The sequence below is a fragment of the Halomonas sp. GT genome (assembly GCF_002082565.1).
Classification (GTDB): domain Bacteria; phylum Pseudomonadota; class Gammaproteobacteria; order Pseudomonadales; family Halomonadaceae; genus Vreelandella.
On the sequence record NZ_CP020562.1, the window covers coordinates 2,829,231 to 2,854,950 of the forward strand.

The 25,720-nt window shown below is 51.0% G+C and carries 23 protein-coding genes; 13 read left to right on the top strand and 10 right to left on the bottom strand.

Features of this window, described 5'->3' with window-relative positions:
* The 4 genes from B6A39_RS13075 to B6A39_RS13090 form a co-directional block, all read right to left on the bottom strand.
* Positions 1-1,290 carry a YeaH/YhbH family protein gene (locus B6A39_RS13075; RefSeq protein WP_083006380.1) on the bottom strand — a complete coding sequence of 430 codons (1,290 nt, stop codon included), beginning with the start codon at positions 1,288-1,290 and terminating at the stop codon, positions 1-3.
* A gap of 19 nt (positions 1,291-1,309) precedes the next feature.
* Positions 1,310-3,232: a PrkA family serine protein kinase gene (locus tag B6A39_RS13080; RefSeq protein WP_038476995.1), complete on the bottom strand. Its 1,923-nt coding sequence runs from the start codon at positions 3,230-3,232 to the stop codon at positions 1,310-1,312.
* Between the two features lie 279 nt (positions 3,233-3,511).
* On the bottom strand, positions 3,512-4,555 hold the full coding sequence (locus tag B6A39_RS13085) for a threonine aldolase family protein (protein WP_083006382.1): 1,044 nt from the start codon (positions 4,553-4,555) through the stop codon (positions 3,512-3,514).
* A gap of 151 nt (positions 4,556-4,706) precedes the next feature.
* Positions 4,707-6,728, bottom strand: coding sequence for an NADPH-dependent 2,4-dienoyl-CoA reductase (locus tag B6A39_RS13090; RefSeq protein WP_083006384.1), 2,022 nt, complete (start codon positions 6,726-6,728; stop codon positions 4,707-4,709).
* A 192-nt stretch (positions 6,729-6,920) separates the two neighbouring features.
* Here B6A39_RS13090 and B6A39_RS13095 point away from each other — a divergent pair, with 192 nt between their 5' ends.
* Together B6A39_RS13095 and B6A39_RS13100 are read left to right on the top strand one after the other, a co-directional pair.
* Positions 6,921-7,838 (top strand): DMT family transporter, encoded by a 918-nt coding sequence (locus B6A39_RS13095; protein ID WP_083006386.1) that lies wholly within the window; start codon positions 6,921-6,923, stop codon positions 7,836-7,838.
* Positions 7,839-7,880: 42 nt separating this feature from the next.
* Positions 7,881-9,449, top strand: a complete 1,569-nt coding sequence (locus tag B6A39_RS13100) for a carbon-nitrogen hydrolase family protein (RefSeq protein WP_083006388.1) — start codon at positions 7,881-7,883, stop codon at positions 9,447-9,449.
* 68 nt (positions 9,450-9,517) lie between these two features.
* Here B6A39_RS13100 and B6A39_RS13105 read toward each other — a convergent pair whose 3' ends face one another.
* From B6A39_RS13105 to B6A39_RS13120, 4 genes are all read right to left on the bottom strand, one after another.
* Entirely contained in the window at positions 9,518-9,817 is a 300-nt protein-coding gene (locus tag B6A39_RS13105) for an MGMT family protein (protein WP_083006389.1), read from the bottom strand.
* A gap of 27 nt (positions 9,818-9,844) precedes the next feature.
* Positions 9,845-10,450, bottom strand: a complete 606-nt coding sequence (locus B6A39_RS13110) for an FMN-dependent NADH-azoreductase (RefSeq protein WP_083006391.1) — start codon at positions 10,448-10,450, stop codon at positions 9,845-9,847.
* Positions 10,451-10,631: 181 nt separating this feature from the next.
* Positions 10,632-12,083, bottom strand: coding sequence for an alanine/glycine:cation symporter family protein (locus B6A39_RS13115; protein WP_083006393.1), 1,452 nt, complete (start codon positions 12,081-12,083; stop codon positions 10,632-10,634).
* A 387-nt stretch (positions 12,084-12,470) separates the two neighbouring features.
* On the bottom strand, positions 12,471-12,899 hold the full coding sequence (locus B6A39_RS13120; protein ID WP_083006394.1) for a secondary thiamine-phosphate synthase enzyme YjbQ: 429 nt from the start codon (positions 12,897-12,899) through the stop codon (positions 12,471-12,473).
* A 171-nt stretch (positions 12,900-13,070) separates the two neighbouring features.
* Here B6A39_RS13120 and B6A39_RS13125 point away from each other — a divergent pair, with 171 nt between their 5' ends.
* Both B6A39_RS13125 and B6A39_RS13130 read left to right on the top strand, forming a co-directional pair.
* Positions 13,071-13,640: a lipocalin family protein gene (locus B6A39_RS13125; RefSeq protein ID WP_083006396.1), complete on the top strand. Its 570-nt coding sequence runs from the start codon at positions 13,071-13,073 to the stop codon at positions 13,638-13,640.
* A 17-nt stretch (positions 13,641-13,657) separates the two neighbouring features.
* Positions 13,658-14,731, top strand: coding sequence for a tartrate dehydrogenase (locus B6A39_RS13130; protein WP_083006398.1), 1,074 nt, complete (start codon positions 13,658-13,660; stop codon positions 14,729-14,731).
* Between the two features lie 63 nt (positions 14,732-14,794).
* Here the strand turns inward: B6A39_RS13130 and wrbA are convergent, their stop codons facing one another.
* Entirely contained in the window at positions 14,795-15,394 is a 600-nt protein-coding gene (gene wrbA / locus B6A39_RS13135; protein WP_083006400.1) for an NAD(P)H:quinone oxidoreductase, read from the bottom strand.
* Positions 15,395-15,692: 298 nt separating this feature from the next.
* Here wrbA and B6A39_RS13140 point away from each other — a divergent pair, with 298 nt between their 5' ends.
* From B6A39_RS13140 to B6A39_RS13185, 9 genes are all read left to right on the top strand, one after another.
* A complete protein-coding gene (locus B6A39_RS13140) occupies positions 15,693-16,133 on the top strand; it encodes a hemerythrin domain-containing protein (protein ID WP_083006402.1) in 441 nt (146 codons plus the stop codon).
* Between the two features lie 193 nt (positions 16,134-16,326).
* The gene (locus B6A39_RS13145; protein ID WP_083006404.1) at positions 16,327-17,310 is read left to right on the top strand and encodes a succinylglutamate desuccinylase; all 984 of its coding nucleotides are present in this window, start codon (positions 16,327-16,329) and stop codon (positions 17,308-17,310) included.
* A gap of 240 nt (positions 17,311-17,550) precedes the next feature.
* Entirely contained in the window at positions 17,551-18,321 is a 771-nt protein-coding gene (locus B6A39_RS13150; RefSeq protein ID WP_083006406.1) for an ABC transporter ATP-binding protein, read from the top strand.
* 15 nt (positions 18,322-18,336) lie between these two features.
* Positions 18,337-19,038, top strand: coding sequence for an ABC transporter permease (locus B6A39_RS13155; protein WP_083006408.1), 702 nt, complete (start codon positions 18,337-18,339; stop codon positions 19,036-19,038).
* A 1-nt stretch (position 19,039) separates the two neighbouring features.
* On the top strand, positions 19,040-19,771 hold the full coding sequence (locus B6A39_RS13160) for an ABC transporter permease (RefSeq protein WP_083006410.1): 732 nt from the start codon (positions 19,040-19,042) through the stop codon (positions 19,769-19,771).
* Positions 19,772-19,956: 185 nt separating this feature from the next.
* A complete protein-coding gene (locus tag B6A39_RS13165) occupies positions 19,957-20,727 on the top strand; it encodes a transporter substrate-binding domain-containing protein (protein WP_083006411.1) in 771 nt (256 codons plus the stop codon).
* A gap of 350 nt (positions 20,728-21,077) precedes the next feature.
* The gene (locus B6A39_RS13175) at positions 21,078-21,875 is read left to right on the top strand and encodes a transporter substrate-binding domain-containing protein (RefSeq protein ID WP_083006415.1); all 798 of its coding nucleotides are present in this window, start codon (positions 21,078-21,080) and stop codon (positions 21,873-21,875) included.
* A 79-nt stretch (positions 21,876-21,954) separates the two neighbouring features.
* On the top strand, positions 21,955-23,109 hold the full coding sequence (gene iadA, locus B6A39_RS13180) for a beta-aspartyl-peptidase (RefSeq protein WP_083006417.1): 1,155 nt from the start codon (positions 21,955-21,957) through the stop codon (positions 23,107-23,109).
* Between the two features lie 105 nt (positions 23,110-23,214).
* The gene (locus tag B6A39_RS13185) at positions 23,215-24,033 is read left to right on the top strand and encodes a TraX family protein (RefSeq protein ID WP_083006419.1); all 819 of its coding nucleotides are present in this window, start codon (positions 23,215-23,217) and stop codon (positions 24,031-24,033) included.
* On the opposite strand, the gene B6A39_RS13190 is transcribed toward B6A39_RS13185, so the two are convergent.
* Positions 24,023-25,654, bottom strand: coding sequence for a diguanylate cyclase domain-containing protein (locus B6A39_RS13190; RefSeq protein ID WP_083006420.1), 1,632 nt, complete (start codon positions 25,652-25,654; stop codon positions 24,023-24,025). The genes B6A39_RS13185 and B6A39_RS13190 overlap by 11 nt on opposite strands.
* Positions 25,655-25,720: the final 66 nt, after the last annotated feature.

Below are 25,720 nucleotides of genomic sequence, written 5' to 3' on the forward strand. Positions count from 1 at the left end.
TTACTGCTCTTGACTCAACCGACGTTTAAACAGCTCACGGAAGACAGGATAGATATCCCCGGCATCGACAATTTGGCGCATCGCAAACCGTTCGGGGAATTGCGCGGCGACCGTTTCATATTCATGCCACAGCGACTGATGCTCATGGGGGGTAATTTCCACATAAGCGTAGTACTGCAACTGCGGCATAAGCTGTTTAACCAGTAAGTCCCGACAAATATTCGAGTCATCATCCCAGTTATCGCCATCCGACGCCTGGGCGATATAGAGATTCCACTGCCCAGCGGGATAGCGTTTTTCGATGATTTTATTTACCAAGGTGAGCGCGCTGGAAACGATCGTGCCACCGGTTTCACGGGAGTAGAAAAACTCCTCCTCATTGACCTCTCGTGCTGCCGTGTGGTGGCGCACAAATACCAGCTCTACTTTTTCGTAATGCTTTTCCAAAAACAAATAGAGCAGTAAGAAGAAGCGTTTAGCGATATCTTTGTGGTTTTGAGTCATGGAACCAGAAACGTCCATGACACAGAACATCACTGCCTGACTCGAAGGTTGAGGTTGGGCCGATAACTGGTGATAACGCAGGTCATAGGTATCGATAAACGGTACCCCTTCAATGCGCTTTTCCAAGCGTTCTATTTCTGCCTTTAGCTCAACAATTCTCGCCGGGTTGCGCAACACCGGATCCTTGCGTTCTTCTGCAGCGAGCGCCTCTTGAGCTTCTTTCAAGGCTCGCTTAATGGGCGCGCGCATGGCAATGCGGCGCGCGTAAGCTTCACGCATTGATCGGGTAATACTGATTCGCGACGGAACCCCGTCACGCGCAAGCCCCGCACGCACCATTTTTATTTCTTCAAGTGACTTCAATGGTTTGCGCTGCAAATGCGGCAACTCAAGACCATCAAACACAAACTCCAAAAACTCCTCGCGGCTCAGGGTAAATGCAAACTCGTCGTCTCCTTCTCCTTGATTGGAAGCTCCTCCTTCGCCAGTACCATCTCCGCCGCCCTGACCACCAGGGCGGCGAATTTTATCCCCTTCTAAAAACTCTTTGTTGCCTGGCGATACGATATTGCGCGCACCACCCGGACCATGCTGAAACACCGGCTCAGAGATATCCTTGGTTGGAATAGATACCTTTTCCCCTCGTTCCATATCGGTAATGGAGCGGCGGTTAACCGCCTCCTCCACCGAGCGCTTGATATGCTTGCGATAACGTTCCAAAAAGCGCTGCCGATTGACCGCACTTTTATGCTTAGCGTTAGGCCTTCGATCAATAAAGTAGGTCATACGACCTCCCGATTATCCGCTACTGGGACTTGCGCACGCGTAGGTACCACTCGGAAAGCAGCCGAACCTGTTTCTCGGTATAGCCACGATCCACCATGCGCGCCACAAAGTCCTCGTGCTTCTTCTGATCCGACTTCGACGCCTTCGCATTAAACGAAATAACCGGTAATAGCTCTTCAGTATTAGCAAACATCTTATGCTCGATAACGCCTTTGAGCTTTTCATAAGACTGCCAGCTGGGATTCATGCCATTGTTTTGCGCACGTGCCCGTAATACGAAATTAACCACTTCGTGCCGGAAGTCTTTCGGGTTAGAGATACCTGCTGGTTTCTCAATTTTTTCCAGTTCGTCATTCAGTGACTGACGGTTCAACAGTTCGCCCGTTTCGGGATCGCGATACTCCTGGTCTTGAATCCAGAAATCCGCGTAGGTCACATAGCGATCAAAGATGTTCTGCCCATACTCGCTGTAAGATTCCAGGTACGCCGTTTGGATTTCCTTACCAATGAAATCGACATAGCGCGGTGCCAGAAACTCTTTAATAAAGCCGATGTAGCGTTCAAACACCTCCGAAGGCAGCTGTTCCCTCTCTAATGCTTGCTCAAGTACGTACAGCAAATGCACAGGGTTCGCTGCGACTTCAGTGCCATCGAAGTTAAACACTTTAGAAAGTATCTTGAAGGCGAAACGGGTAGACAATCCCTGCATGCCCTCATCCACACCCGCCGCATCACGATACTCCTGAATCGACTTCGCTCGAGGATCGGTGTCTTTCAGATTTTCACCGTCATAAACGCGCATTTTGGAGTAGATGCTAGAGTTTTCTGGTACTTTTAGCCGCGAAAGCACTGAGAACTGCGCCAACATACGCAGCGTATCAGGGGCGCAAGGAGCTGCGTTAAGCGAGGAGTCTTCGAGCAGTTTTTGGTAAATCTTGATCTCTTCGGAGACCCGCAGACAGTAAGGCACTTTGACGATATAAACACGATCCAAAAATGCCTCGTTATTGCGGTTATTGCGAAATGCCTGCCATTCCGATTCGTTAGAGTGCGCTAAAATCACACCGTCAAAAGGAATTGCTCCCATGCCTTCGGTAGGGTTGTAGTTACCTTCTTGGGTGGCGGTAAGTAATGGATGCAGCACCTTAATCGGCGCTTTAAACATCTCAACGAACTCCATCAACCCCTGGTTAGCGCGGCAAAGCCCCCCAGAGAAGCTATAGGCGTCGGGGTCATCTTGAGAGTAAAGCTCCAACTGACGAATATCGACTTTACCCACTAGCGAAGAAATATCCTGGTTATTTTCATCGCCAGGCTCAGTTTTAGAGATGGCAATTTGATTCAACCGCGAGGGATAAAGGCGCACCACTCGAAACTGAGAAATATCGCCGCCCGCTTCTTTTAAGCGCTTCGCCGCCCATGGCGACATCACACTGCGCAGATAGCGCTGGGGAATGCCGTACTCTTGCTCCAGAAGCTCACCATCTTCTTCTGGCGAAAAAAGTCCTAGTGGTGATTCATACACTGGCGAGTCTTTAATGGCATAGAACGGAATACGTTCCATCAACAGCTTCAAGCGCTCAGCCAGCGACGACTTACCGCCACCGACTGGCCCCAGTAAATAGAGAATTTGCTTACGCTCTTCTAATCCCTGCGCGGCATGACGGAAGTACGACACAATTTGCTCGATAGCTTCTTCCATACCATGAAATTCAGCAAAAGCAGGATAGCGGCGAATCACCTTGTTCGAGAAAATGCGTGATAGACGCGGGTCTTTCGCCGTGTCGATCACTTCAGGCTCGCCAATGGCTTCCAGCATACGCTCTGAGGCGCTGGCATAAACCTTTGGATCACGGCGACAAAGCGCCAGATACTCCTCTAGGCTCATGTCCTCTTGCTGAACGCGGGCAAATCGGTCTTGAACGTGATCAAAGATGCTCATGGAACTCTCCTGTGGCCCATCCCCCAGCAGCTACCGCCAAGCCCAAACATCAAGCGGTGTGCAATACGAGGTGTTGCTCTATCAGCGTAGTCAGCATTAGCAAAAAGTGATGACTAAACCTTCAACGCACAATGTTTAACAATTTGAGCACAGTAGGAGAGATTAAGTTGCGTTGAATGTGCGGCGCCCTTGAAAACGCTGCTCAGAACGCACAGCGCCGCCTGAAAGGCGGCGCAATGGCGGGCAACAATGCGTCTAGTAGACGCTGCTTAGGCAGTATTATTCCAGCACTTCTTTCACATCTGCCAACAGTTGATCCAGCAATTCAACGGTGGTGTTCCAAGCGCATACAAAACGCGCACCGCCCGCTCCAATAAAGGTATAGAAAGTCCATCCTTTGGCTTTCAACGCCTCGATTGCATGAGGAGGAAATTCAACGAAAACACTATTCGCCTGGGTCGGAAACATCAGGGAAACGCCAGGTAGTGCTTGCAGCCCTTCGGATAAATAACGTGCCATGGCATTCGCATGCTCAGCGTTGGTTAACCACGCGCCGCTTTCCAACAATCCTAGCCATGGGGCAGAAACGTAGCGCATTTTCGAAGCCAGTTGACCTGCCTGTTTGCAGCGGTAGGAAAAATCCTCAGCCAAATCACGGTTGAAAAACAGAATCGCCTCACCAAACGCTAACCCGTTTTTGGTTCCCGAAAAGCACAACACATCGACGCCTACCTGCCACGTTAGCTCGGCAGGGCTTGCATTGAGACCAGCGCAAGCATTGGCGAACCGCGCGCCGTCCATATGCAGGCGTAAATCGTGCTTGTCTGCCATGGCACGTATCGCGAGTAACTCTTCTCGAGAGTAAACCGTGCCGACTTCTGTCGCCTGGGTAAGCGACACCACTTTAGGCTTAGGATAATGAATATCGCTGCGTTTAGTGACCAGCGCCTCAATACCCTGGGGCGTTAGCTTGCCGTTAGCCCCCGAAGAGGTCAGCAGTTTAGCGCCGTTAGAAAAGAACTCAGGGCCACCACACTCATCGGTTTCAATGTGGGCCAATTCATGACAAATAACGCTGTGGTAGCTGCGCCCCATTGCGGAAAGTGCCAGTGAGTTTGCTGCAGTACCGTTAAACACAAAAAAAACATCGCAATCGTAGTCAAACATTTCACGAAAACGATCTGCCGCACGGGCAGTCCAACGGTCATTGCCGTAGGCCAAATCATCGGCTTGATTGGCTTCCATCAGGTATTCCATAGCCTCTGGGCAGATACCTGAGGTGTTGTCACTGGCTAAAAATCGTGGGGTACACTCCGAGGTCATGACGATAGTCCTTTTATCTGACGGTCTTACGGCGCGAGCTGGGTGCCACTCACGCCTTAATTTGTTAACTGTGGTTAACAGCTACACTGATCGACCAGTCTATCGCCATTTCAACGCTTACGTCACCCGCCTGACTCGCTTGTGCCTACCGCTAAAGGGAAGCGGCAAGACGTGTGCCTTGATCAATGGCCCGCTTTGCGTCTAGCTCAGCAGCTTCATCGGCACCGCCAATCACATGAAAGCATGCTCCCGCCTGGCTTAAAGGCGCGATAAGCTCGCGAACCGACTCCTGCCCAGCGCATACCACGACAGTATCCACCGCCAGCACCTGCTCCTCGCCATCTCGGCGAATGTGAAGGCCGGCATCATCAATTTTCAAATACTCGCAGCCAGTGAGGGTTTTAACGCCCCGTTGTTTTAGTGATGCGCGGTGTACCCAACCCGACGTTTTACCTAGGTTCTTACCTGGTTTAGAGCTTTTGCGTTGAAGCATAACAATGTCACGAAGAGAAACTGGTGGCATTGGCGGTTTCAGACCACCACGATCGCCCACGGCAAGGTCAACGCCCCACTCATCACACCAGGCTGCCACATCCATTTCAGGATGCCCCTGGTCGGCGAGCAGCTCTGAAACATCAAAGCCAATACCACCCGCGCCAATCACGGCTACGCGCCGGCCCACACGCTCAGGGTGCTCAATGGCCTCAGCGTAGCTAAGCACGCTGGCATGGTCAGCCCCTGGTAGCGCAAGTTCACGGGGAATCACGCCGGTGGCAATCACTACCTCGTCAAATTCAGCTAATGTATCGAGGGTAGCCGCTGTATTTAGGCGAACATCCACCGCATGTTTTTCTAGCATTACTCGGAAGTAGCGCAACGTTTCGTTAAATTCTTCTTTACCTGGAATTTTACGGGCGTAATTAAACTGCCCACCCAGCTCGCTACGTCGCTCAAACAGCACCACGTTATGCCCCCGACTGGCAGCGGCCACGGCGGTGGCAAGCCCCGCGGGGCCCCCACCGACAACCGCTACCCGCTTAGGTGTTTGCGTGGGTTCGAGGGTTAACTCTGTTTCATGACACGCCCTGGGGTTAACCAAGCATGATGTGAGCTTGCCCATAAAGGTGTGGTCTAGGCAGGCTTGGTTACAGGCAATACAGGTATTAATTTCGTCTGAAAGGCCCGCCTCGGCTTTACGCACCCATTCAGGGTCAGCCAAAAACGGGCGTGCCATCGACACCATATCGGCATGCCCCTCTGCTAGCACGCGCTCAGCAACCTCGGGCATATTGATACGGTTGGTGGTGATCAGCGGGATGGATAGTGCTGATTTAATACGTTTGGTAACTTCGGTAAACGCTGCACGAGGTACGCTGGTTACAATGGTTGGCACTCGAGCTTCGTGCCAGCCAATACCAGTGTTAATCACATTTGCGCCCGCAGCTTCAATGGCCTGGCCAAGCTGCACCACTTCTTCCCATGTGCTGCCTTCTTCCACCAGATCAATCATCGACAGGCGAAAGATCATCAAGAAGCGCTCGCCCACCGCCGCGCGAATACGTTTCACAATTTCGATCGGAAAGCGAATACGTCGCTCAAAATCACCGCCCCACTCATCATCACGCTGATTGGTGCGACGACAAATAAACTGGTTGATCAAGTAACCTTCAGACCCCATCACTTCAACACCGTCGTAACCCGCCTGCTGGGCGAGCTGTGCACAGCGTACATAGTCGTCTATCTGCTGCTCAACCTCATCGCTAGACAGAGCCCGGGGCATAAACGGGTTGATCGGTGCCTGTAGCGCAGAGGGAGCCACCAGTTCAGGTGAATAGGCATAGCGCCCGGCATGGAGAATCTGCATACACAGATGCCCGCCCGCGTCATGAACGGCATCAACAACGCCCTTGTGCTCAGTTAGCTGAGACTCGTCGGTGAGTGCATTTGCCCCTTGGAACACAGCGCCTTCAGCATTAGGAGCAATACCGCCCGTTACAATCAGACTAACACCCGCGCGAGCTCGCTCAGCATAAAAGGCTGCCAGACGCTCAAAACCGTTGGGAGCTTCTTCTAAATTGGTGTGCATTGACCCCATTAATACGCGATTAGGTAGCGTTAAATGGCCAACAGTCAGTGGTCGAAACAGATGCGGGTAAGCGGGCGAGTGGTTCATCACGGGACTCCTTTATATTATTAAGCACATTCAAACAAGCGTATGACATACACCGCCTCACGTACAGTCCTTTACACCCCTTAATCTGTCACCCTTTAGGCGCCTTGCGAAACCATCAACCTTTGTGGCAAAGCACTTGCTCCCCTTGCAAAAGCACGTCACATTACCAGGCTAACGATAAGGGAACGCGCTATGCCATTGATTTACTTTTTACCTCCACTGGCCACTGTGTTGATTTGGTCAGGGAATATGACGATTAACCAACTGACAGTGGGTGCCATTGCGCCAAGCAGTATCGCTTTTCTACGCTGGCTGCTGGCACTGGCGGTAATGACACCGTTTGTGCTTCCTGCCGTGCTACGTCATCGCGATGAAATACGCCGTCACTGGCCGAAACTGGCGCTGCTAGGGTTGCTTGGCATGGGGCTGTGGCAAGGGTTAGCGTATATGGCCGCGGAAACAACGACTGCCACCAATATGGGTATTTTGGCTGCCATGGTGCCGCTTCTCACCGTACTGTTAAGTGCTCTAATTTTGCGCGAGCCGCCGACGCTTGGCGGTGTTTTCGGAGGTGTTTTGGCGTTTATTGGTGTAACGGTGTTACTTGGCAGAGGCAACCCTTTATCTCTGTTGCAACTGCAGGTAGCCACTGGCGACGCATTGATGGTGGTAGCCGCCACCTGCTACGCCCTATACGGTGTAATGCTGAAGCGCTGGGCGATGAACTTACCTCCTTGGGTAATGCTCTATGCCCAGGTCTGCTTTGCGGTTTTATTCCTGCTGCCGCCCTATTTAATGGGCCCTATGACGCCAGTAGATAGCCACAATATATGGCTAATCCTTTATGCAGGCATTCCAGCCTCCATCATTACCACTTTTTTATGGATGCGCGCGGTACGTCAAATTGGCGCGAATCAATCAAGTATATTTATTAATTTGATGCCGCTATTTAGTGCTCTGATTGCCATGGCGTTTTTAGGGGAGCAGGTGGCAGGATTCCACTTTATGGGTGGGCTACTCATCCTGGCGGGTGTCATCATGGCGCAAACGTTGACACGCCCTCTGGTGCGCACTCCCGCGACGGATAAAACGAGCAGCGCTCAGCAATGATACAATAGGCTAACTTCATTCGACGGCCGGGAACCCCTGAATATGTCCCTAGAAGAACTGCACCTTAATCTTCGCAACCTTACCAGCGATGACTACGAACAGCTCAAAACGCTGATGGACGCGGTGTACCACGACATCGGCGGTTCATGGCCAAAACACACTATTGATAAGCTCATCCAGGAATTTCCCGATGGCCAAATTGCCATTGAAGACGATGGCATGCTGGTGGGCGTAGCGCTGACGGTTCAGGTGGATTACGACGAGTTTTCCAACCCGCATAAATATGATGACCTAATCGGTCATCGTGAAACCATCCTTAACGACCAAGATGGCGATGCCATGTACGGGCTGGATGTATTGATCCACCCCGACTACCGCGGCTATCGTTTGGGTCGGCGTTTATATGAAGCTCGCAAAGAGCTGTGCCGCTCGCATAACCTGCGTGCCATTCTGGCAGGTGGACGCATTCCCGAGTACCACCAGCACGCTCAAGAACTCACCCCAGCAGAGTACATCGAAAAAGTCTCTCGCAAAGAGATTTACGACCCGATTTTATCGTTCCAATTAGCTAACGATTTCCAAGTAAAACGCTTACTGCGTAAGTACCTACCAGAAGATGAGCAGTCTCGCGGTTATGCCACTCTCTTGGAGTGGAACAACATCCTATTCGAGCCTGCTGAGAGCGTGCTAGATACCCGCCCGACTCAGGTACGAGTGGGAGCAGTACAGTGGCAAATGCGTGAGTTCGCTTCAGTGGAGGCAGCCCTTCAACAAATTGAATACTTTGTTGACGCATTATCAGATTATCAAAGTGACTTTGCGGTATTTCCGGAATTGTTCAATGCGCCATTGATGGGCCTACAAGACCGCTCGGCCCAGCAGGATCAAATGGGCGCGATTCGTTTTTTGGCAGGCTTCACTGAGCGTTTTAAAACCGAGCTTTCGCGGATGGCGGTGTCGTATAACATCAACATCGTCGGTGGCTCCATGATTGAAGTCGGTGACGATGACCGACTATACAATATTGCCTACTTGTTCCACCGGGACGGCGAAATCGAAAAGCAGTCGAAGCTGCATATCACCCCCCAAGAGCGCCGCGACTGGGTGATTGAAGGGGGTGATAATTTGCAGGTCTTCGACACCGACGCAGGCCGCGTGGGCATTTTGATTTGCTATGACGTTGAGTTCCCTGAACTTGGCCGTCTACTAGCCGATCAGGATATGGATATTCTATTTGTACCCTTCTGGACAGATACCAAAAACGGCTATCTGCGGGTACGCCACTGTGCCCAAGCTCGAGCCATTGAAAACGAGTGCTACGTAGTACTGTGTGGCAGCGTCGGCAACTTACCTTCGATTGAGAACCTGGATATCCAGTATGCCCAATCAGCCGTGTTCTCTCCGTCTGACTTCGCTTTCCCCCACGATGCAGTGCTGGCGGAAACCACGCCTAACACTGAAATGATCTTCTTCTCAGACCTGGACCTGACTCGCCTTACTGTTGTACGTGCCGAGGGCTCAGTAACCAACCTGAAAGATCGCCGCAAAGATCTATTTGATCTACGCTGGCGCGACTGGTCCTGGAAGTCCGGGGCTAATCTGGAAGAGTAAACCAACAACGCCGTCGAATGAACTGACTCTCAATAGTTGGGCGGCGTTATATTTAAAGCGCTTCAGGCTCAATCCGGCCAGACAAGGTGAGCAGGCACACGCCCTTTGCTATCAAACATAACGCCTTCATCACGCAATTTCTGATGTTGACGGTCAGCACCGCCGTGGTCGGCAAGCTTTAACGACGCGGCAATGACGCGATGCCAGGGAAGCTGATGCCCTTCTGGTAAGTGGCGCATCGCCGAGCCAACCATGCGCGGCGTGGCGCCCTCGGTCATCGCCGCGATACGCCCATAAGTCGTTACCCGCCCAGCAGGAATCTGATCAACAATGGTATAAATCTGTTCGAGCAGTTCTGGGCGTGGCATTGTTATCTCGCGTAAACCAACGTGTTACTAGAGTCTTTCAACTAATTGATCGATTGCTTGGAACGCTTCTTTCAGCGCAGCATCACGCTGAGCGTCACCCGTATTCAACCCTTCCGCAAAGACCACATCCACATCGCTAATGCCCATTAAACCGAGCATGGCTTTTAGGTGTGGCGTCTGGCTGTCTAATTCAGTCCCCGCGTACTGCCCACCACGAGCAGCTAAAATAATCGCACGCTTGCCTTCAATCAAACCCTGAGGACCGTTTTCAGTGTAGCGGAAGGTTTCACCAGCGCGCAGCACGCGGTCAAACCAAGCTTTCAACTGGGACGGAATGCCTAAATTATACAGCGGAACCGCCAGTACCAGGACATCACTCGCCCGCAGCTCTGCCAACAATTCGTCAGAGTGAGCTGCTAATGCCTGCTGATCGGCGTTGCGCTCGTTTGCTGGCGTCTGCCATGCACCGAGCTCTTCGATCGCAAGGTGCGGTAACGCATTAGCCACTACATCACGATGAGTAACCACTACATCGTGGGCTTCCGTTTTAGCTTTAAAATGGTTGGCTAACGCATTGGACTGGCCGTTTTCGCCTAGAATAGAAGAAGTTACAAGCAGTGCACGAATGGTCATTGAGAATTTCCTAACGTATTAGTGGGAACAATGAAAGCTATTTTACGGCGCTTTTCAATTAACAAAAGCGAAACGTTTCTCCTATCTCATTCTAAAAAATCGAATTAAAAAACAACAAAAAGCCCCGTCCTGCTGTGCTCGCAGTAACGGGGCTTTCGTCTATCACGTCAAAAAATAGCGGTTATTTCCGCTTTGGCCACGCGTTAGGGTCTACCTTGTTTGCCAATTTAGGGAATTTACTTGGATCAAATACAGGCTCTTGACCCGCTTTCAATTGAGCGTCGTAATCACGGAACAGTGCGAAGGCAATCGGCGACAGCAGCAAAATAGCCACTAAGTTAATCACTGCCATCATACCCATGGAAAGATCGGCAAAATTCCAGATAGCACCCAAGCTGGCAACCGAACCTACCATCACCATGCCCAGAACTGCCAAACGATAAATTAGTACGGCAACAGGCGCACGACGCCCTGCCAAGTACTCAATATTAGATTCACCATAAGAGTAGTTAGCGATCACCGAGGTAAACGCAAACAACAAGATCGCGACGGCAATAAACATACCGCCCCACTCACCCACATGGCTAGAGAGCGCCATTTGGGTAAGTTGAATACCGTTGTTTTCCTCGCCAGCCAGCAGCTCAGGCCCTGCCATAATGATGATAGCTGCCGTAGCAGTACAAATAACCAAGGTATCTAAGAACACGCCCAGCATTTGAATAAAGCCCTGGGCAGCGGGATGATCTGGCCGAGTGCTAGCGGTCGCGGCAGCATTCGGGGCCGACCCCATGCCTGCTTCGTTAGAAAACAGGCCTCGCTGAATACCGTTCATAATGGCTTGAGAAATGGCATAACCCATTGCACCGCCAGCCGCCTGCTCTAAGCCAAACGCACTTTTAATAATGGTCATAAAGGCAGCGGGCAAGTCGCTAATATTGAGCGCCACCACCGTTAGTGCCAACACTAAGTACAAGAGAGCCATCAGAGGCACCACTAACTCAGCTACTTTAGCAATCGACTTTAGGCCGCCAAATATAATGGGGGCAACCACTGCCATCAGGACTAACCCCATGGCCCAGGTGGGAATGGCAAATGCCTGTTCCATGGCCTGGGCGATGGAGTTGGCCTGTACGCTGTTAAACGCCAATCCAAACGCGATGATCAAGCAGATTGAAAAAAGAACCGCTAGCCAACGCAGCCCCAGTCCACGTTCAATATAGCGGGCCGGCCCACCACGGAACGTGTTATCACCGTGATCAACTTTATAAGCCTGTGCCAGAGTGGACTCCACAAAACTGGTCGCCATACCCACCATGGCGGTCATCCACATCCAGAAAATCGCGCCGGGACCACCAAAATAAATCGCTACCGCCACACCAGCTAAGTTACCAGTACCTACCCGTGCCGCCAGACTGGTAGAAAGTGCCTGAAAGGAAGAGATACCGCCGTTAGATTGACGCGAACTGCGCAGCAGTTTGAACATGTGCCCGAAATAACGTACTTGGATACCACGGGTCATGATGGTGAAGTAGAGGCCAGCACCGATCAGCAGGTAGATCAGCACACTGCCCCATAGCAACCCGTTGCCGCGATCAACCATCGCCGTCAACAAGGGAGGGAGAGTAAAATCCATAGGTAACACGCCTTTTTTACAGTTATTAAAACAGTGGAGGCGCCTCATTCTTCACGGCTGCACCAAAATGGCAAGAAAAATGGAAAAATTCCTATCAGACAGCCATTACTACTAACTAAACTGGTCTCATTAGCCGCGCTTAAACGCCGAACATAATTTCATCCTGTTACACCTCTAACGTATGCTCTCGCTTTTTTAGTACAAGCGGCGGGGAAATATGTAACGCACGTTACTAAAGGGTATTGGGTTAGTCATTGTAGTGGTAACGCTGGGTATCATGTGGCGCTAGCTTCAGCAGCAAGGCTTACTCACCGAAACCCACCTTACCGAGCTGGCGCCCACCCTCAGTCAAGGGAAGCAAGCACCCTGGATGAAGGAATCAAATTATCAATTCGCTTCACAGCCATTTATGGTTGCCAACAGGCGACGCGAACCTCCTTGCTCTCGATGCTCACCTAACCACAACCCCTGCCAGGTGCCCAGCGCCAAACGACCGTCACGTACGGCTAGCGTAAGCTGAGTGCCCAGCAAGCTTGATGCAACATGGGCAGGCATATCATCAGGGCCTTCAAGGGTGTGGCGAAAATAGCTCAGCTCTTCAGGCACTAATCGGCGAATAAAGGCATCCAGGTCGTGACGGACATCAGGATCGGAGTTTTCATTTAGCGTAAGTGAGGCAGAGGTATGCATTAACTGTAGGTGCAGTAGCCCTTGACTGCATTCGGCCAAGCATGGCAGCGCCCTGGCTACCTCATCCGTGATTAGATGAAAGCCCCTAGACATTTCGGGTAAGTGAATCTCTTGTTGATGCCACATAAACACTCCTTTGTTGTAGCTATTGTAAGGGCTTATTCGGTACAGAAATACCATAGCCTATTTTCACTTCCTTCCGGCAATAGCACCTTCAAAAGAAACCGTTAATAGCGCTTATTTCGCCATACTGATAGATTTAACACTTATATATCATGCAGTCATTAGGAGCCTGTAATGCTCACTTCCGCCCAAACACCAAAGAAGAAAGTGGGGAAAATCGTTGGGCTAATAGCCTTCAGCAGCCTTGTATTAACTGGCTGCACCGGCATTCCTGACGGCACCGAGCCTGTCACAGGTTTTGAACTTAACCGCTATCTGGGTCAGTGGTATGAAATCGCCCGCCTGGATCACTCCTTTGAACGAGACTTAGACTGCGTAACGGCTAGCTACAGCCTACGTGACGATGGCGGTGTACGCGTTATCAACCGGGGCTACAACGTCACAGAGCAAGAGTGGAATGAAGCTGAAGGCCGCGCCTACTTTATTGACGAAGAAAACATCGGGCGGTTAAAAGTCAGCTTCTTTGGCCCTTTTTATGGCGGCTATAACGTTTTAGAACTGGATGAAGATTATCAGTGGGCGCTGGTATCAGGCCCCAACCGCGATTACCTATGGATTCTCTCGCGTACACCAGTCATGGAAAGCGCGGTGGAAGAGCGACTACGCCAGCGCGCAGCCGAGCTTAATTTCCCCACTAATGAATTGATTGACGTCGTACAAGATCAAACCTGCCCCGAACGCTAATCACAGAAGGAGCCACTATGGCCCACCGCATTGCAGTCATCGCTGGCGACGGTATTGGCACCGAAGTCATGCCCGAAGGCATTCGCGCCCTGGAAGCTGCCGCAAAGCGTTTCAACATTGACCTAGCATTCACAACGTTTGAATTTGGCAGCTGTGACTACTATCAAGCGCACGGCAAAATGCTGCCCGACGACTGGTTCGAGCAGCTCAAGGATTTTGATGCGCTGTTTTACGGTGCCGTCGGCTGGCCCGACAAAGTGCCCGACCATATTTCACTGTGGGGCTCGTTGCTACAGTTTCGCCGCCAATTTGATCAGTACATCAACCTGCGTCCCTGCAAACTCATGCCCGGCATCAAAAGTCCATTAGCGGGCCGCGAGCCAGGCGATATCGACTTTTACGTAGTCCGCGAAAACACCGAAGGCGAGTATTCAAGTGTCGGCGGCAAAATGTTTGAAGGCACCGAGCGTGAAATTGTTCTTCAAGAGACGGTGATGAGCCGAGTCGGCGTCGACCGAGTTCTGAAGTATGCGTTTGACCTTGCCCAAACCCGCCCGCGTAAAAAGCTCACCTCGGCCACCAAATCCAACGGCATTTCAATCACTATGCCCTACTGGGATGAGCGTGTTGCTGAAATGGCCAAGCAGTATCCCCACATTGCAGTGGATAAGTTTCACATTGATATCCTAACCGCTAACTTTGTGCTGCATCCAGATTGGTTTGATGTGGTGGTTGGCAGTAACCTGTTTGGCGATATTCTTTCAGACCTTGGCCCCGCCTGCACGGGCACTATTGGCATAGCTCCCTCTGCTAATATCAACCCTGAAGGCACATTCCCCAGCTTGTTTGAGCCGGTTCACGGCAGCGCACCAGACATCGCAGGCAAAGGAATTGCTAACCCCATTGGCCAAATCTGGTCCGGTGCCATGATGCTGGAGCACCTGGGTCATCACGCAGCGGCTGATGCGATGGTAAACGCTATTGAAGACGTGTTGAGCGAAGGCAATAGCCAAGTGCTCACACGAGATATTGGCGGGCTGGGCAATACACTAAGCCTAGGCCAAGCGATTGCTGAACGTATTAGCGGCTAACCAAAAATGCCTCACTGTAAAAACAGTGAGGCATTGCGTTTCAAGCGTGTTGGCAGCCGGGCGTTAGCTCGCCAGCTTCGCAGCAATTTCTGCGACATGCTTACCTTGGAAACGGGCAATTTTCAGTTCACGATCATCTGGCTGCCGCGAGCCGTCGCCACCGGCAAGCGTGGCCGCGCCATAAGGTGTTCCACCGCTCACTTTGGAAATATCAAACTGCTCTTCAATACCATAACCAATCGGCACAATCACCATGCCGTGATGGGCTAACGTTGTCCAAGTGGAAGTAATGGTCATTTCATCACCGCCGCCGGTCCCGGTAGAGGTAAACACACTAGCCACCTTACCGCGCAGCGCGCCCTTGGCCCACAACCCGCCGGTTTGATCTAAGAAGGTACGCATCTGACCCGCCATATTGCCGAACCGCGTTGGCGTACCAAAAATGATTGCGTCGTAGTCAGCAAGCTCCTGTGGCGTCGCTTCTGGCGTGGTGAAGTCCTGCTTACCGCCAGCATTCTTGAAGGCTTCGTCTGGCATAGTCTCAGGAACACGTTTAACAGTAACGTCAACACCATCAATACTTTTAGCACCCTCAGCCACCGCAGCAGCGAGCGTATCTATATGTCCGTACATGGAATAATAAAGAACTAATACCTTTGCCATTACTTACTCCTTGTGGTGTTTGCTAACTCTAATAGACAGTACTAATAGATAGTCCTGATAGACAGCTCTAATAAACAGCATTGAGCCTTATTTTTTCAAGCTTGTGAAAATCTATTAACAAAATAGCTCAGCTTAGCGTAGAAAAAAGCGAATGTTTTCGACGCCTTCCTTCGATTTTGTCGATGACTCCCCGTCCTCACCTTGCGCTTTCAGTGCTTGAGCACTAGCTTTTCAACATCCACACCACTTGCATTCATTTTTTAACATTACTGCTAGAAAAATAGCCACGGAGAGAGGCATGACGATTTTCGAAGCATTACGAAAAGATCACGACATCCAGCGGGATCTGTTGTCACGCTTGGTAGAAACCCATGGCGATAGCGAAGAGCGCGAAAAGCTCTATCAAAAAGTGCGCGCCGAACTTAAATACCATGCCAACGCCGAGGAACGCTCACTCTATATCCCCATGATGGATATCGACCTGACCCAAGAAAAAGCTCGCCACAGTGTTGCAGAGCATCATGAAATTGATGAAATGATAGAACTCCTCGACGAAACTGATTACAGCGCAACCAACTGGCTAACCCACGCCAAACAGTTACAGCACTTAGTCACCCATCATCTGGATGAAGAGGAGCAGGAGGTATTTCAGCTGGCAGGTCGTGGCCTAAAAGAGCAGCAGAAAACATCGCTTGCGACACAATATCAATCAGAAATGAAGCGACAACGCTCAGAATAAACGCCTTAATTTAGCAGTGCCTAAAAATGAAAACGCTTATGCAAAGCGGCGCATAAGCGTTTTTTTATCGATGGATTTTCATGTTCGCACCTGCGTTTTTCATGCTATCGACGTCCCCCCTTGTGGTTAAGCTTCAGCGTGTTAAAGGTACAACATTACAAAAAGCTGACGCTCCCTGCTCAAGGAAAACTTCATGCTTGGCCAATGGCTTGATTGGACTCTCGATGACAAACACCCTTCTCCGCGGTCCGGCCGCTTTGGCAGCGGCACCTACCAATTGCATGCACCGGGGATTTTAGAGATAACTCCGGCGGCTGTTCGTCCCGCGGCTCACGCTTGTGTTTTTTCTGCTGCGATACATGGTAACGAAACAGCCCCCGTGGAACTGTTGGGTAACTGGCTATCTGCGATAGAGGCCGGCACGATAACCATTGGCGCACCTATACTAGTGATTTTAGGCAACCTGCCTGCTTTAAAAGCCCAGCAGCGATTTATCACGACTAACCTCAACCGCTTATTTCAGCGCGAACTAACCGAAACAGGCCAAGAACCTGATCGGGCACGTGAGTTAATGTCAGCGGTAGATAGTTTTTATAATCGTCATCAGGCCTTTCCCAAACTCCACTACGATTTACACACGGCGATTCGCGGTAGCCTATACACTCGCTTTGTCGTAGAGCCCTTCGCAGAAACCATGATCAACCCAGAGCAGTGGGAATGGCTCGCAGCGGCAGATATGCAAGCGGTGCTACATCAACACCAGCACAGTTGGACGTTTTCTCACTACAGTAAGCATTACCACGCTGCCCAAGCCTTCACTTTCGAATTAGGCCGCGTTGCGCCCTTTGGAGAAAACGACATGGCTGCATTAGCGCCGATGCTAACGCTTATTAACGCACTTAGCGCTGGAGAGCAGCCACCTAAAAAGCCCACTGACACAATGACGTTTTTCCAAGTTCAACACGAGCTAATGCGTCAGGCAGAAACCTTTTGTCTCTGTTTCGATGAAGATGTCCCCAATTTCAGCCGCTTTGAGCCGGGCACTTGTCTCGCTAAAGATAGCGTAGCGGGTGATTTTATTGTTGGGGACACGCCTTTGCATGTGGTATTTCCCAATGCAAAGGTAGAGATTGGTGCACGGGCAGCACTGCTAGTTGTCCCCTCTCACGCCAGCTAACGACCCACGCACCACACCAAGAAAATAATTGTTAAAAATGCTTTAACAACAATAACGTAGAGGCGTTTCCAGGTTTATCAATGTGTGTTGAAACGAACGTTTTTCTTATAAATCGCATAAGGAAAGCACGCAATATGCACAAGGCCTGATAGAATCGCCCCTTTTTTCGCGCCAGCCGCCTATCAAGCACGTGTTTTAAACCTGTTGCTGCTGCGGCAACCCTGTACTGGAGCCACTGTTATGGCTGATACGCCTACCCCCCTTGAAGTGCGCAATATAAAAAAGCGCTTTGGCGATACAGAAGTTCTCAAAGGCCTCTCTCTCGAAGCTCAAAAGGGTGATGTCATCACTCTCATTGGTGCATCAGGGTCTGGCAAAAGTACCTTCTTGCGCTGTATGAACCTATTGGAACAACCTGACGAGGGTGAACTGTTCGTTCATGGCGAACAGATTCGCTTTAAAACGACCAGACATGGCCGCGAACCTGCCGATTGGAAACAAGTCGTGCAAATGCGTGCCAAGCTGTCGATGGTTTTCCAGAGCTTCAACCTCTGGGCTCACATGACGTTGCTTGAGAACATTATCGAAGCGCCTATTCATGTTCTGGGAAAACCCAAAAAAGAAGCTATTGAACACGCACGTGCACTGCTCGAGCGGGTTGGGCTAAGCGCACGCGCTGATGCCTACCCGGCGCAAATGTCAGGAGGACAGCAGCAGCGCGGAGCAATTGCCCGAGCGCTCGCGATGGACCCAGAAGTGATGTTGTTCGATGAACCCACGTCTGCTCTTGATCCAGAACTGGTCGGCGATGTTTTGAAAGTAATGCACGGCTTGGCAGAGGAAGGGCGCACCATGGTAGTGGTCACTCACGAGATGAGCTTTGCCCGAGATGTATCTAGCAAAGTGATTTACCTGCACCAAGGTTTAGTAGAAGAAGCTGGCGCGCCTGCTGATGTGCTAGGCAACCCGCAATCACCGCGCTTAAAGCAATTTCTGGCCCCCAAATATTGATCAGCGAGGCACACCATGCTTGATTTGCAAGGTTATGGCCCCCGCCTGATCGAAGGGGCGGGCGTTACACTTCAATTAGCGGTTCTATCACTCATTCTTGCCATTGTGCTTGGCTTGTTAACGGCGACGGCTAAAATGTCACGCAACTGGTTCCTACGACGCACAGCGACGGTGTATACAACCGTAATTCGCGGCGTACCGGACTTGGTGCTGATGATGCTACTTTTCTTTGGTGGTCAGATCGGTGTTAACGCCATTAGCGACATGCTGTATGACAATTATGACATCGATATCTATATTAATTTCAATGCGTTTGCGGCGGGCGTTATCACCATAGGGTTCATTTTTGGCGCCTACATGGGTGAAACTTTCCGCGGTGCTTTCATGGCGGTTGATAACGGTCAGATCGAAGCAGGAAAAGCGTATGGCATGAGCAATGCCTTGGTATTTAGGCGTATTCGTTTTCCGCAAATGATGCGCCACGCACTACCCGGCTTATCCAACAACTGGATGGTACTGCTCAAAACAACCGCACTCGTATCCGTCATTGGTTTGACAGATATGGTTCGCGTGGCCGCAGAAGCTTCCCGGGCCACCCATGAACCCTTTGCTTTTCTACTTCCTGTAGCGGCAGTTTACTTGCTGATTGCTAGCGTATCCGAGTGGATTTTCGTGCGGCTACAAAAACGTTACGACATCGGCTTTGGGGGGCAGTGAGATGCTGGATATTTCTGCGTGGTTCAACGACCTGCTAGCTGGCAACCTGATTTTTACCCCAACCACATTAGGCTACTACTGGGAAGGACTAGTCACGACGACCCAACTGGTATTCCTCTCGTTGGTAGCGGGCCTAGTGCTGGCAGTACCGCTTGCCATTATGCGCAGCTCAAAGCATAAATGGATTAGCTTACCCATCTACTTTTACACCTATGTCTTTCGTGGCACGCCACTGCTGATTCAGCTATACATCATTTACTATGGCGTGGTGTTTATTGATGGTATCCAGGAAACATTTTTGTGGCCCATCCTTCGGGAAGCTTTCTACCCTGCCTTAATCGCCTTTACGCTTAACACGGCAGCGTATACCACCGAAATTTTCCGCGGGGCAATCAAAGCCACATCCAAAGGGGAAATTGAAGCAGCCAGAGCCTACGGTATGTCACAAGGCCTGATGATGCGGCGTATTATTCTGCCCAGTGCCTTCCGTCGCGCCCTGCCCGCCTATGGCAACGAAGTCATCTTTATGCTGCATGCCAGCGCTATTGCCAGCGTTGTCACGCTAATGGATCTGACAGGTGCCGCGCGCTTTGTTTATGCCCGTTTCTATGCGCCATTTGATGCATTCCTATTTGTAGCAGCGATCTACCTTTGTCTTACGTTTGCCATTTTGTACTTCTTCCGTTTCTTGGAGAAAAAGCTGCTGGCCCACCTACGGCCGCAAAACACCTAGTATCAAAAGTACATGAAAACAAACGCATCTAATAACAAAAGTACCTAGCGACAAAAACAGCCTCGTTTGTTTTACCGTCAAACAAACGTTGGTTCATAGCAACGCTTCCTCTTTTCGTTCGCCTCAACCTAGGGTACGTTAAAGGGGATCAACTCTAGTGAACCTGCTTTCTACGGAGTATAAGAATGAAAAAACTACTAACAGTATCTGTGCTTGGCTTAGCCATTGCTGCTGCCTCTTCTGCCCAAGCACGAGATTACGACCATGTGCGCATTGGTGTCGACGTGCCCTACGAACCAATGGAATTCCGCACAGCCGATGGTGAGCTGACCGGTTTTGATATCGATCTTGGCAACGCACTTTGTGAGCGCATCGGTGTAACCTGTGAATGGGTTGAGCAAGAGTGGGACGGCATTATTCCTGGCCTAATGTCGCGCAACTACGATGCCATCATGTCCTCCATGACGATCAACGATGAGCGTCGCGAGCAGGTATTGTTCTCAGACCCCTACATCACTATGCCGTCCGCCTGGTTCGCACCAAGCGGCTTTGACATCAGTGAAGCCAATGAAGAAACCCTCGCAGGGAAAACGATTGGTGTGCAGCGCGGTACGCTGCAAGATAACTACGTGACTGACAACTTCAACAGCGTTGCCAGCATCAGCCGCTACTCCACCGCCGATGACATGGTGCTGGATATGGAAGCACAGCGTTTGGACATCGTGTTCCTCGACTTCCCGATCGGCCAGTCCACCCTGTTAGAAAGTGAAGAAGCCGAGTACGTTGTGATTGGCGAACGTATCAGCGAACCAAAAGAGTATTTCGGTGACGGCTTTGGCATCGCTTTCCGTCAGCGTGACGAAGCACTCGCTGAAAAATTCAATGAAGCCCTTGCAGAGCTTCAAGAAGATGGCACTTACGACGAAATTTTCGCTCGCTACTTTGGCGAAGAGTAAGCGCTAGCAGCATGTGTACGCCTCCCCATACCGGGGAGGCTTATACCGCGAGAAGCTATCATGCACACTTATCTTCTTTCAGCGCCATTATTGTTGCAATTGCCAACTCTTTGCGCGCTCCGCCCAGGTACTAGCGGTGATATCGCCTGCTTTTATCTGAGCGAATGGTTCGACGAATAGCCTTCCCCTCTTGGCACGCCCGTGCCATTCCACGCCCCTGCGCGTGATCTTTGTAATGCGGAAATAACGCATTACGACCCTGCGCTTAGCGCACCCCACATGCTTTAGCTCATAAAAAAATCGCCGCTAGGCATGTAATCAATACCTAAAAAACGCTTCAGGAGACTACTATGCGTTATGCAACGCTTCCCCTTGCCGCTATCTTCGCGGTTGGTTTTTCGACGGCTTTTGTTTCCCCCCAGGCTGATGCCCGGGACTACGACGAGATTCGTCTTGGGGTCGATATCCCTTACGAACCCTTTATGTACCGAGAAGCAGACGGCACGTTGACTGGCTTTGAAATCGAGTTGGGTAACGCGGTTTGTGATTACCTAGAAGCAAGCTGCACCTGGGTCGAGCAGGACTGGGACGGTATTATTCCCGGCCTTCTCGCTCGTAATTACGACGCCATTATGTCATCCATGGCGATTACCGATGAACGCGCCCAACGCGTGCTGTTCTCAGAGGCCTATTACACAACGCCCAGCGCTTGGATCACCACGCAAGAGCGTGACATCGACATTGAAGACCGCGCCAGCCTAGAAGGGCTAACCGTTGGTGTTCAGCGGGCAACGCTGCAGGATAACTACGTCACTGAACTTTACGGTGACATACTGGAAATCCGCCGCTATACCGGCGTAGACGATGTGGTGACCGACCTGATGGCCGGGCGTTTAGACCTCACCTTTATGGACTACCCAATTGCTGAAGCCGCGATTGAAATTGATACGCCGGAGAGTGATTTCCAGCGTATTAGTGACTTTATCAAACAGCCTGAGCATATCTTTGGCAAAGGGGTAGGTGTTGCGTTTCGTCCGCGGGATGAAGCCTTGGCAGAGCGTTTCAATGAAGCATTAAGCGCGCTAAAAGAAGACGGCACCTACGATGAAATCATGAACCGCTACTTCAACTACGATGTGCGCTTATAAGTACAATTTGTAAGCACGACCTCTGCGCCGACCGCTGGTCGGCGCATATTTACCACCTGTTGATTCCTCTGGGAAGCACATGCTGACTCTTGTTAAAAACGCCCAGCTTTTCTCGCCAGAACCCCGCGGTCTTTGCCATCTGCTTATCGCTGACCAGCGTATTGCCGCGGTAATAGATGCGTCTGAACCGGTGAATCTAGGGCCATTAATTACCACCGTGGATCTTGAAGGGCGTCGCGTAATCCCTGGCTTAGTCGACCCCTTGGTACACTATATTGGTGGCGGCGGTGAAGGAGGTTTTGGCAACCGAACGGCAGAACTCAGTTTAGAAGATGCCTGTGCCTCAGGCGTCACAACGCTGATTGGCGCCCTAGGCACCGATGCACTAACCCGCACCCCCGCCAATTTAATTGGTAAAGCACGAGAACTCGCCGCTGGGGGCTTAACCGCCTACGCCTATACCGGTTCTTATCAACTTCCCCCAGTAACACTTACCGGCTCCATCGCTAGCGATATTCTTTATATTCCAGAGTTTATTGGTGTGGGCGAAGTCGCCATTAGCGATCATCGAGGCTCTCAACCGACGACCCAAGAGTTAACGCGACTTGCCTCGGATGCACGAACAGCAGGCTTGCTGGCAGGAAAATCAGGGATTGTCTTCATCCACACGGGCGATGCCGACACTCACTTGGAACCACTTCGCAACGTTGCTAAACATAGCGCGATTCCGCTTGCACAGTTCTACCCTACCCACATCAATCGTACCGCTGAACTATTTGAGGATGGCCTACGCTTTGCTCGTGAAGGTGGCTTTATCGACTTCACTACCAGCACAACACCAGAGCTATTAGCAGGCGGCGAAGTACCAGCCTCAGAAGCCGTTGCCAGAGCGCTGAAAGCACGTATTGACCCCCGCCAGATAAGTCTCTCTTCAGATGCCAATGCCTCGCTGCCAGAATTTGACGAACAGCGCCGCTTTGTTGGCTTAAAACCCGGTAGACTAAGCAGCCTCTTCGAGGTGCTCGGTGAATGTATTAATGAGCATCATGTCAGTATTGAGCATGCATTAAGATGCGCCTCGACAACTGCTGCCGATACGCTAAAGCTGCCCCGGAAAGGACGGCTTGTAGAAGGAACGGACGCCGATTTTATCGTACTTGCCGAAGAGCACTGGGCCATTGATCAAGTGTGGGCATTGGGCAAAACCATTTACGACAGTAAAGCATGCTACTAAAAAGCCCAGTTGACATGCTATGCCACCTTAGCACTTGAACCTGTAACGAACTTGCTCAGTCAAATCGAGTCTGTAATCCATTAAGGAAACTCACAAGGAAGTCTCATGGCTGAACAAACCAATGCAAACGTCTCCACCGAGGCGGCTTACGATTCGCGCCCCTCTTCACACTGGACCGCCTGGGGGCAATGGCTGGCGTTATTCACCATGACCGTGGATCACCTTACCCGTTATGTGTTGCCGGGTGACTGGGACTTAGGTTGGGCAGGTTCGTCCATTGGCCGCATCGCTTTTCCCCTCTTTGCGGCAATGGTGGCCTGGCACGGGCTGTTTAATACCCGCAACCCATTACGCTACTCGCGCCGCATACTGATCATTGGTCTAGTGGCTCAGTTGCCTTATATGCTGATGCCACGCACGTCTGACGATTTTATCCTTAACGTCTGCTTCACACTTGCCTGCGGCCTAGCGTTGGGGGCGTTGGTTCGCCAAGGTTGGCAGCACTATCAACAGCAGACGCTAGGGTTAGCATGGCTAATGCTTGGTGCGGCGGTAGGCGTAACCGTCTGGTATCTACTGGGTTTCTGGGTGGAGTACGGCCATAACGGTTTGCTACTGATTCCACTATTAATGTTCGCCATGCAAGCGCTTAGCGAAACCCGCAACGCGCTGAAATCGCGCTTATGGGCAGGTTTAGCCGCGTTTCCCTCACTTTGGATAGCCGGTCAAATGAATGCTTCGGACATGGCAAAGTCGTTCACCGTTGGCACCTGCGTAGTAGTATTATTACTGGCAGCAGGTGCCGCCCAACGCGTACCTCCCGTAGCACTGGCTATGCCACGCCGCCTATGGCTCGCTTGGTATCCAGGACACTTTGCTTTAATTGCGCTGTGGCTGCTGCTTAGCGGCCAGCTTATGGGGTGATGACTGATTCCGAGATGCGTTTATTTAATTCTTCGCTCATCCAGGGTTGGTAACGGCGTAACCGAGCCCGCCCCTCCATTTTGGCTTGATACATAGCGATATCCGCCTGCTTTAAAACGTCACCATGATCACACTCAGTCGCATTAAAGCAGGTATACCCCATACTCGGCGTTACCGTTAACCACCGGCTCTCCAGTCGGTACTGTTCTGATAATACCTGCTGAACATTACGCATATAACGCTCAGCTTGCTCATCCAACTGCTCTGAAGAAACCTCTTCAAATAACGCTAGCAGTACGAACTCATCACCGCTTAGGCGGGCTGCCATGTCCTCTTCTTTTAAGCATAGCTCTAAGCGCCGTGCCACCTGCACTAATAAATCATCGCCTGCCGCATGACCCATGGTATCGTTAATCAACTTGAAACGATCCATATCTAAAAACATCACCAATCCATAGCGCTGCTCACTGCGCTGCTCATTACACAGGCTTTCTAAACGTTCAATAAATAGTCGTCGATTAGGTAAATCGGTTAAGGCATCATAATAAGCTTGACGATATATGATCGCTTCGTTGCGCTTGCGCTCAGTAAAATCTTCGATAATTGCCACCCCGCCAATCATTTGGTTACTGGCGCTCAGCACTCCGTTAAAAAACGCCCTTAACGGTATACCTTCCGTTGCTCTAGGCAGTCGATAAGTACCTTCGTAATAGCCCGTGCCTTTTTCTAATGCATCATTAACTGCTTGCGCGACATCATGATCTGCCGAACGGGCCAGCATTCGGTAGCCAATAAGCTGTGCACGTCCCACGCCTAAAATAACTAACAACTTGTTGTTACAGTCAGTAATAGTGCCTTGCTCATCAAAGTGTAAAACACCGAGCGGAGAGTGCTGAAAAATAGAGCGATAGCGATTTTCACTTTCGCGTAGCTGCGCTTCTCGCGAGGCCATGCTTACTCGCAGTGCAATGTTGTCGTGAATAGTGCGACTAAAACGGCGGCTAGTGGTGGCAATCAAGCCTAAAAAAAGCACCAGCATTAATCCTATCAAAACAGAGAGTGGTGATCCCTGCAGTAAAAATTGCAATTTCAGAGGCAGCAAAATTGGTATCACGAACCCTATCGATACCCACCAAACCGAAGAAAGCGTAGTAACGCCCCCAGCAGAAATACCCGCTAAAACGATCGAAAGCGCCGCGATTTGCTCTGGATGGTCATTACTAAAGAGTAAAAGGCCTGTTGCTCCCCAGACGCAACCAGACGTAATTGCGCCGACAGCAAACCAACCCAACCAGCGGCGGTGCTGTTGGTGCGCAGCCGGTAAACGCATAAAGCGCTGTGCAAGCAACAAACGAAGACCAGAAATCGCGGTAAGCGCTATAAACCAGCCAATTAACACGCTAGCGTCCACCACCGGCCACATCGCGGCGACCAATAGCCCCCCGGCAACCACGCTGCTTAACACAGGCTGCCAAAGATTGTCGTACAGCAAGCGTACTTTTTCACCGCGCAAGCGCAATTGTGTTAGATGATGTTCACGTTGATAGTCACTACGCAGACCGGAGGCTGTCGCTGCTTCTGTTGCGAACGCCGCATCAGAAATTATCGCGGGGGGTGGCATATAAACTCCCTTTCAATGAGCTGGCTTATAAACCAATCTTATTCGTTCATTCAAACTATTCCTTTA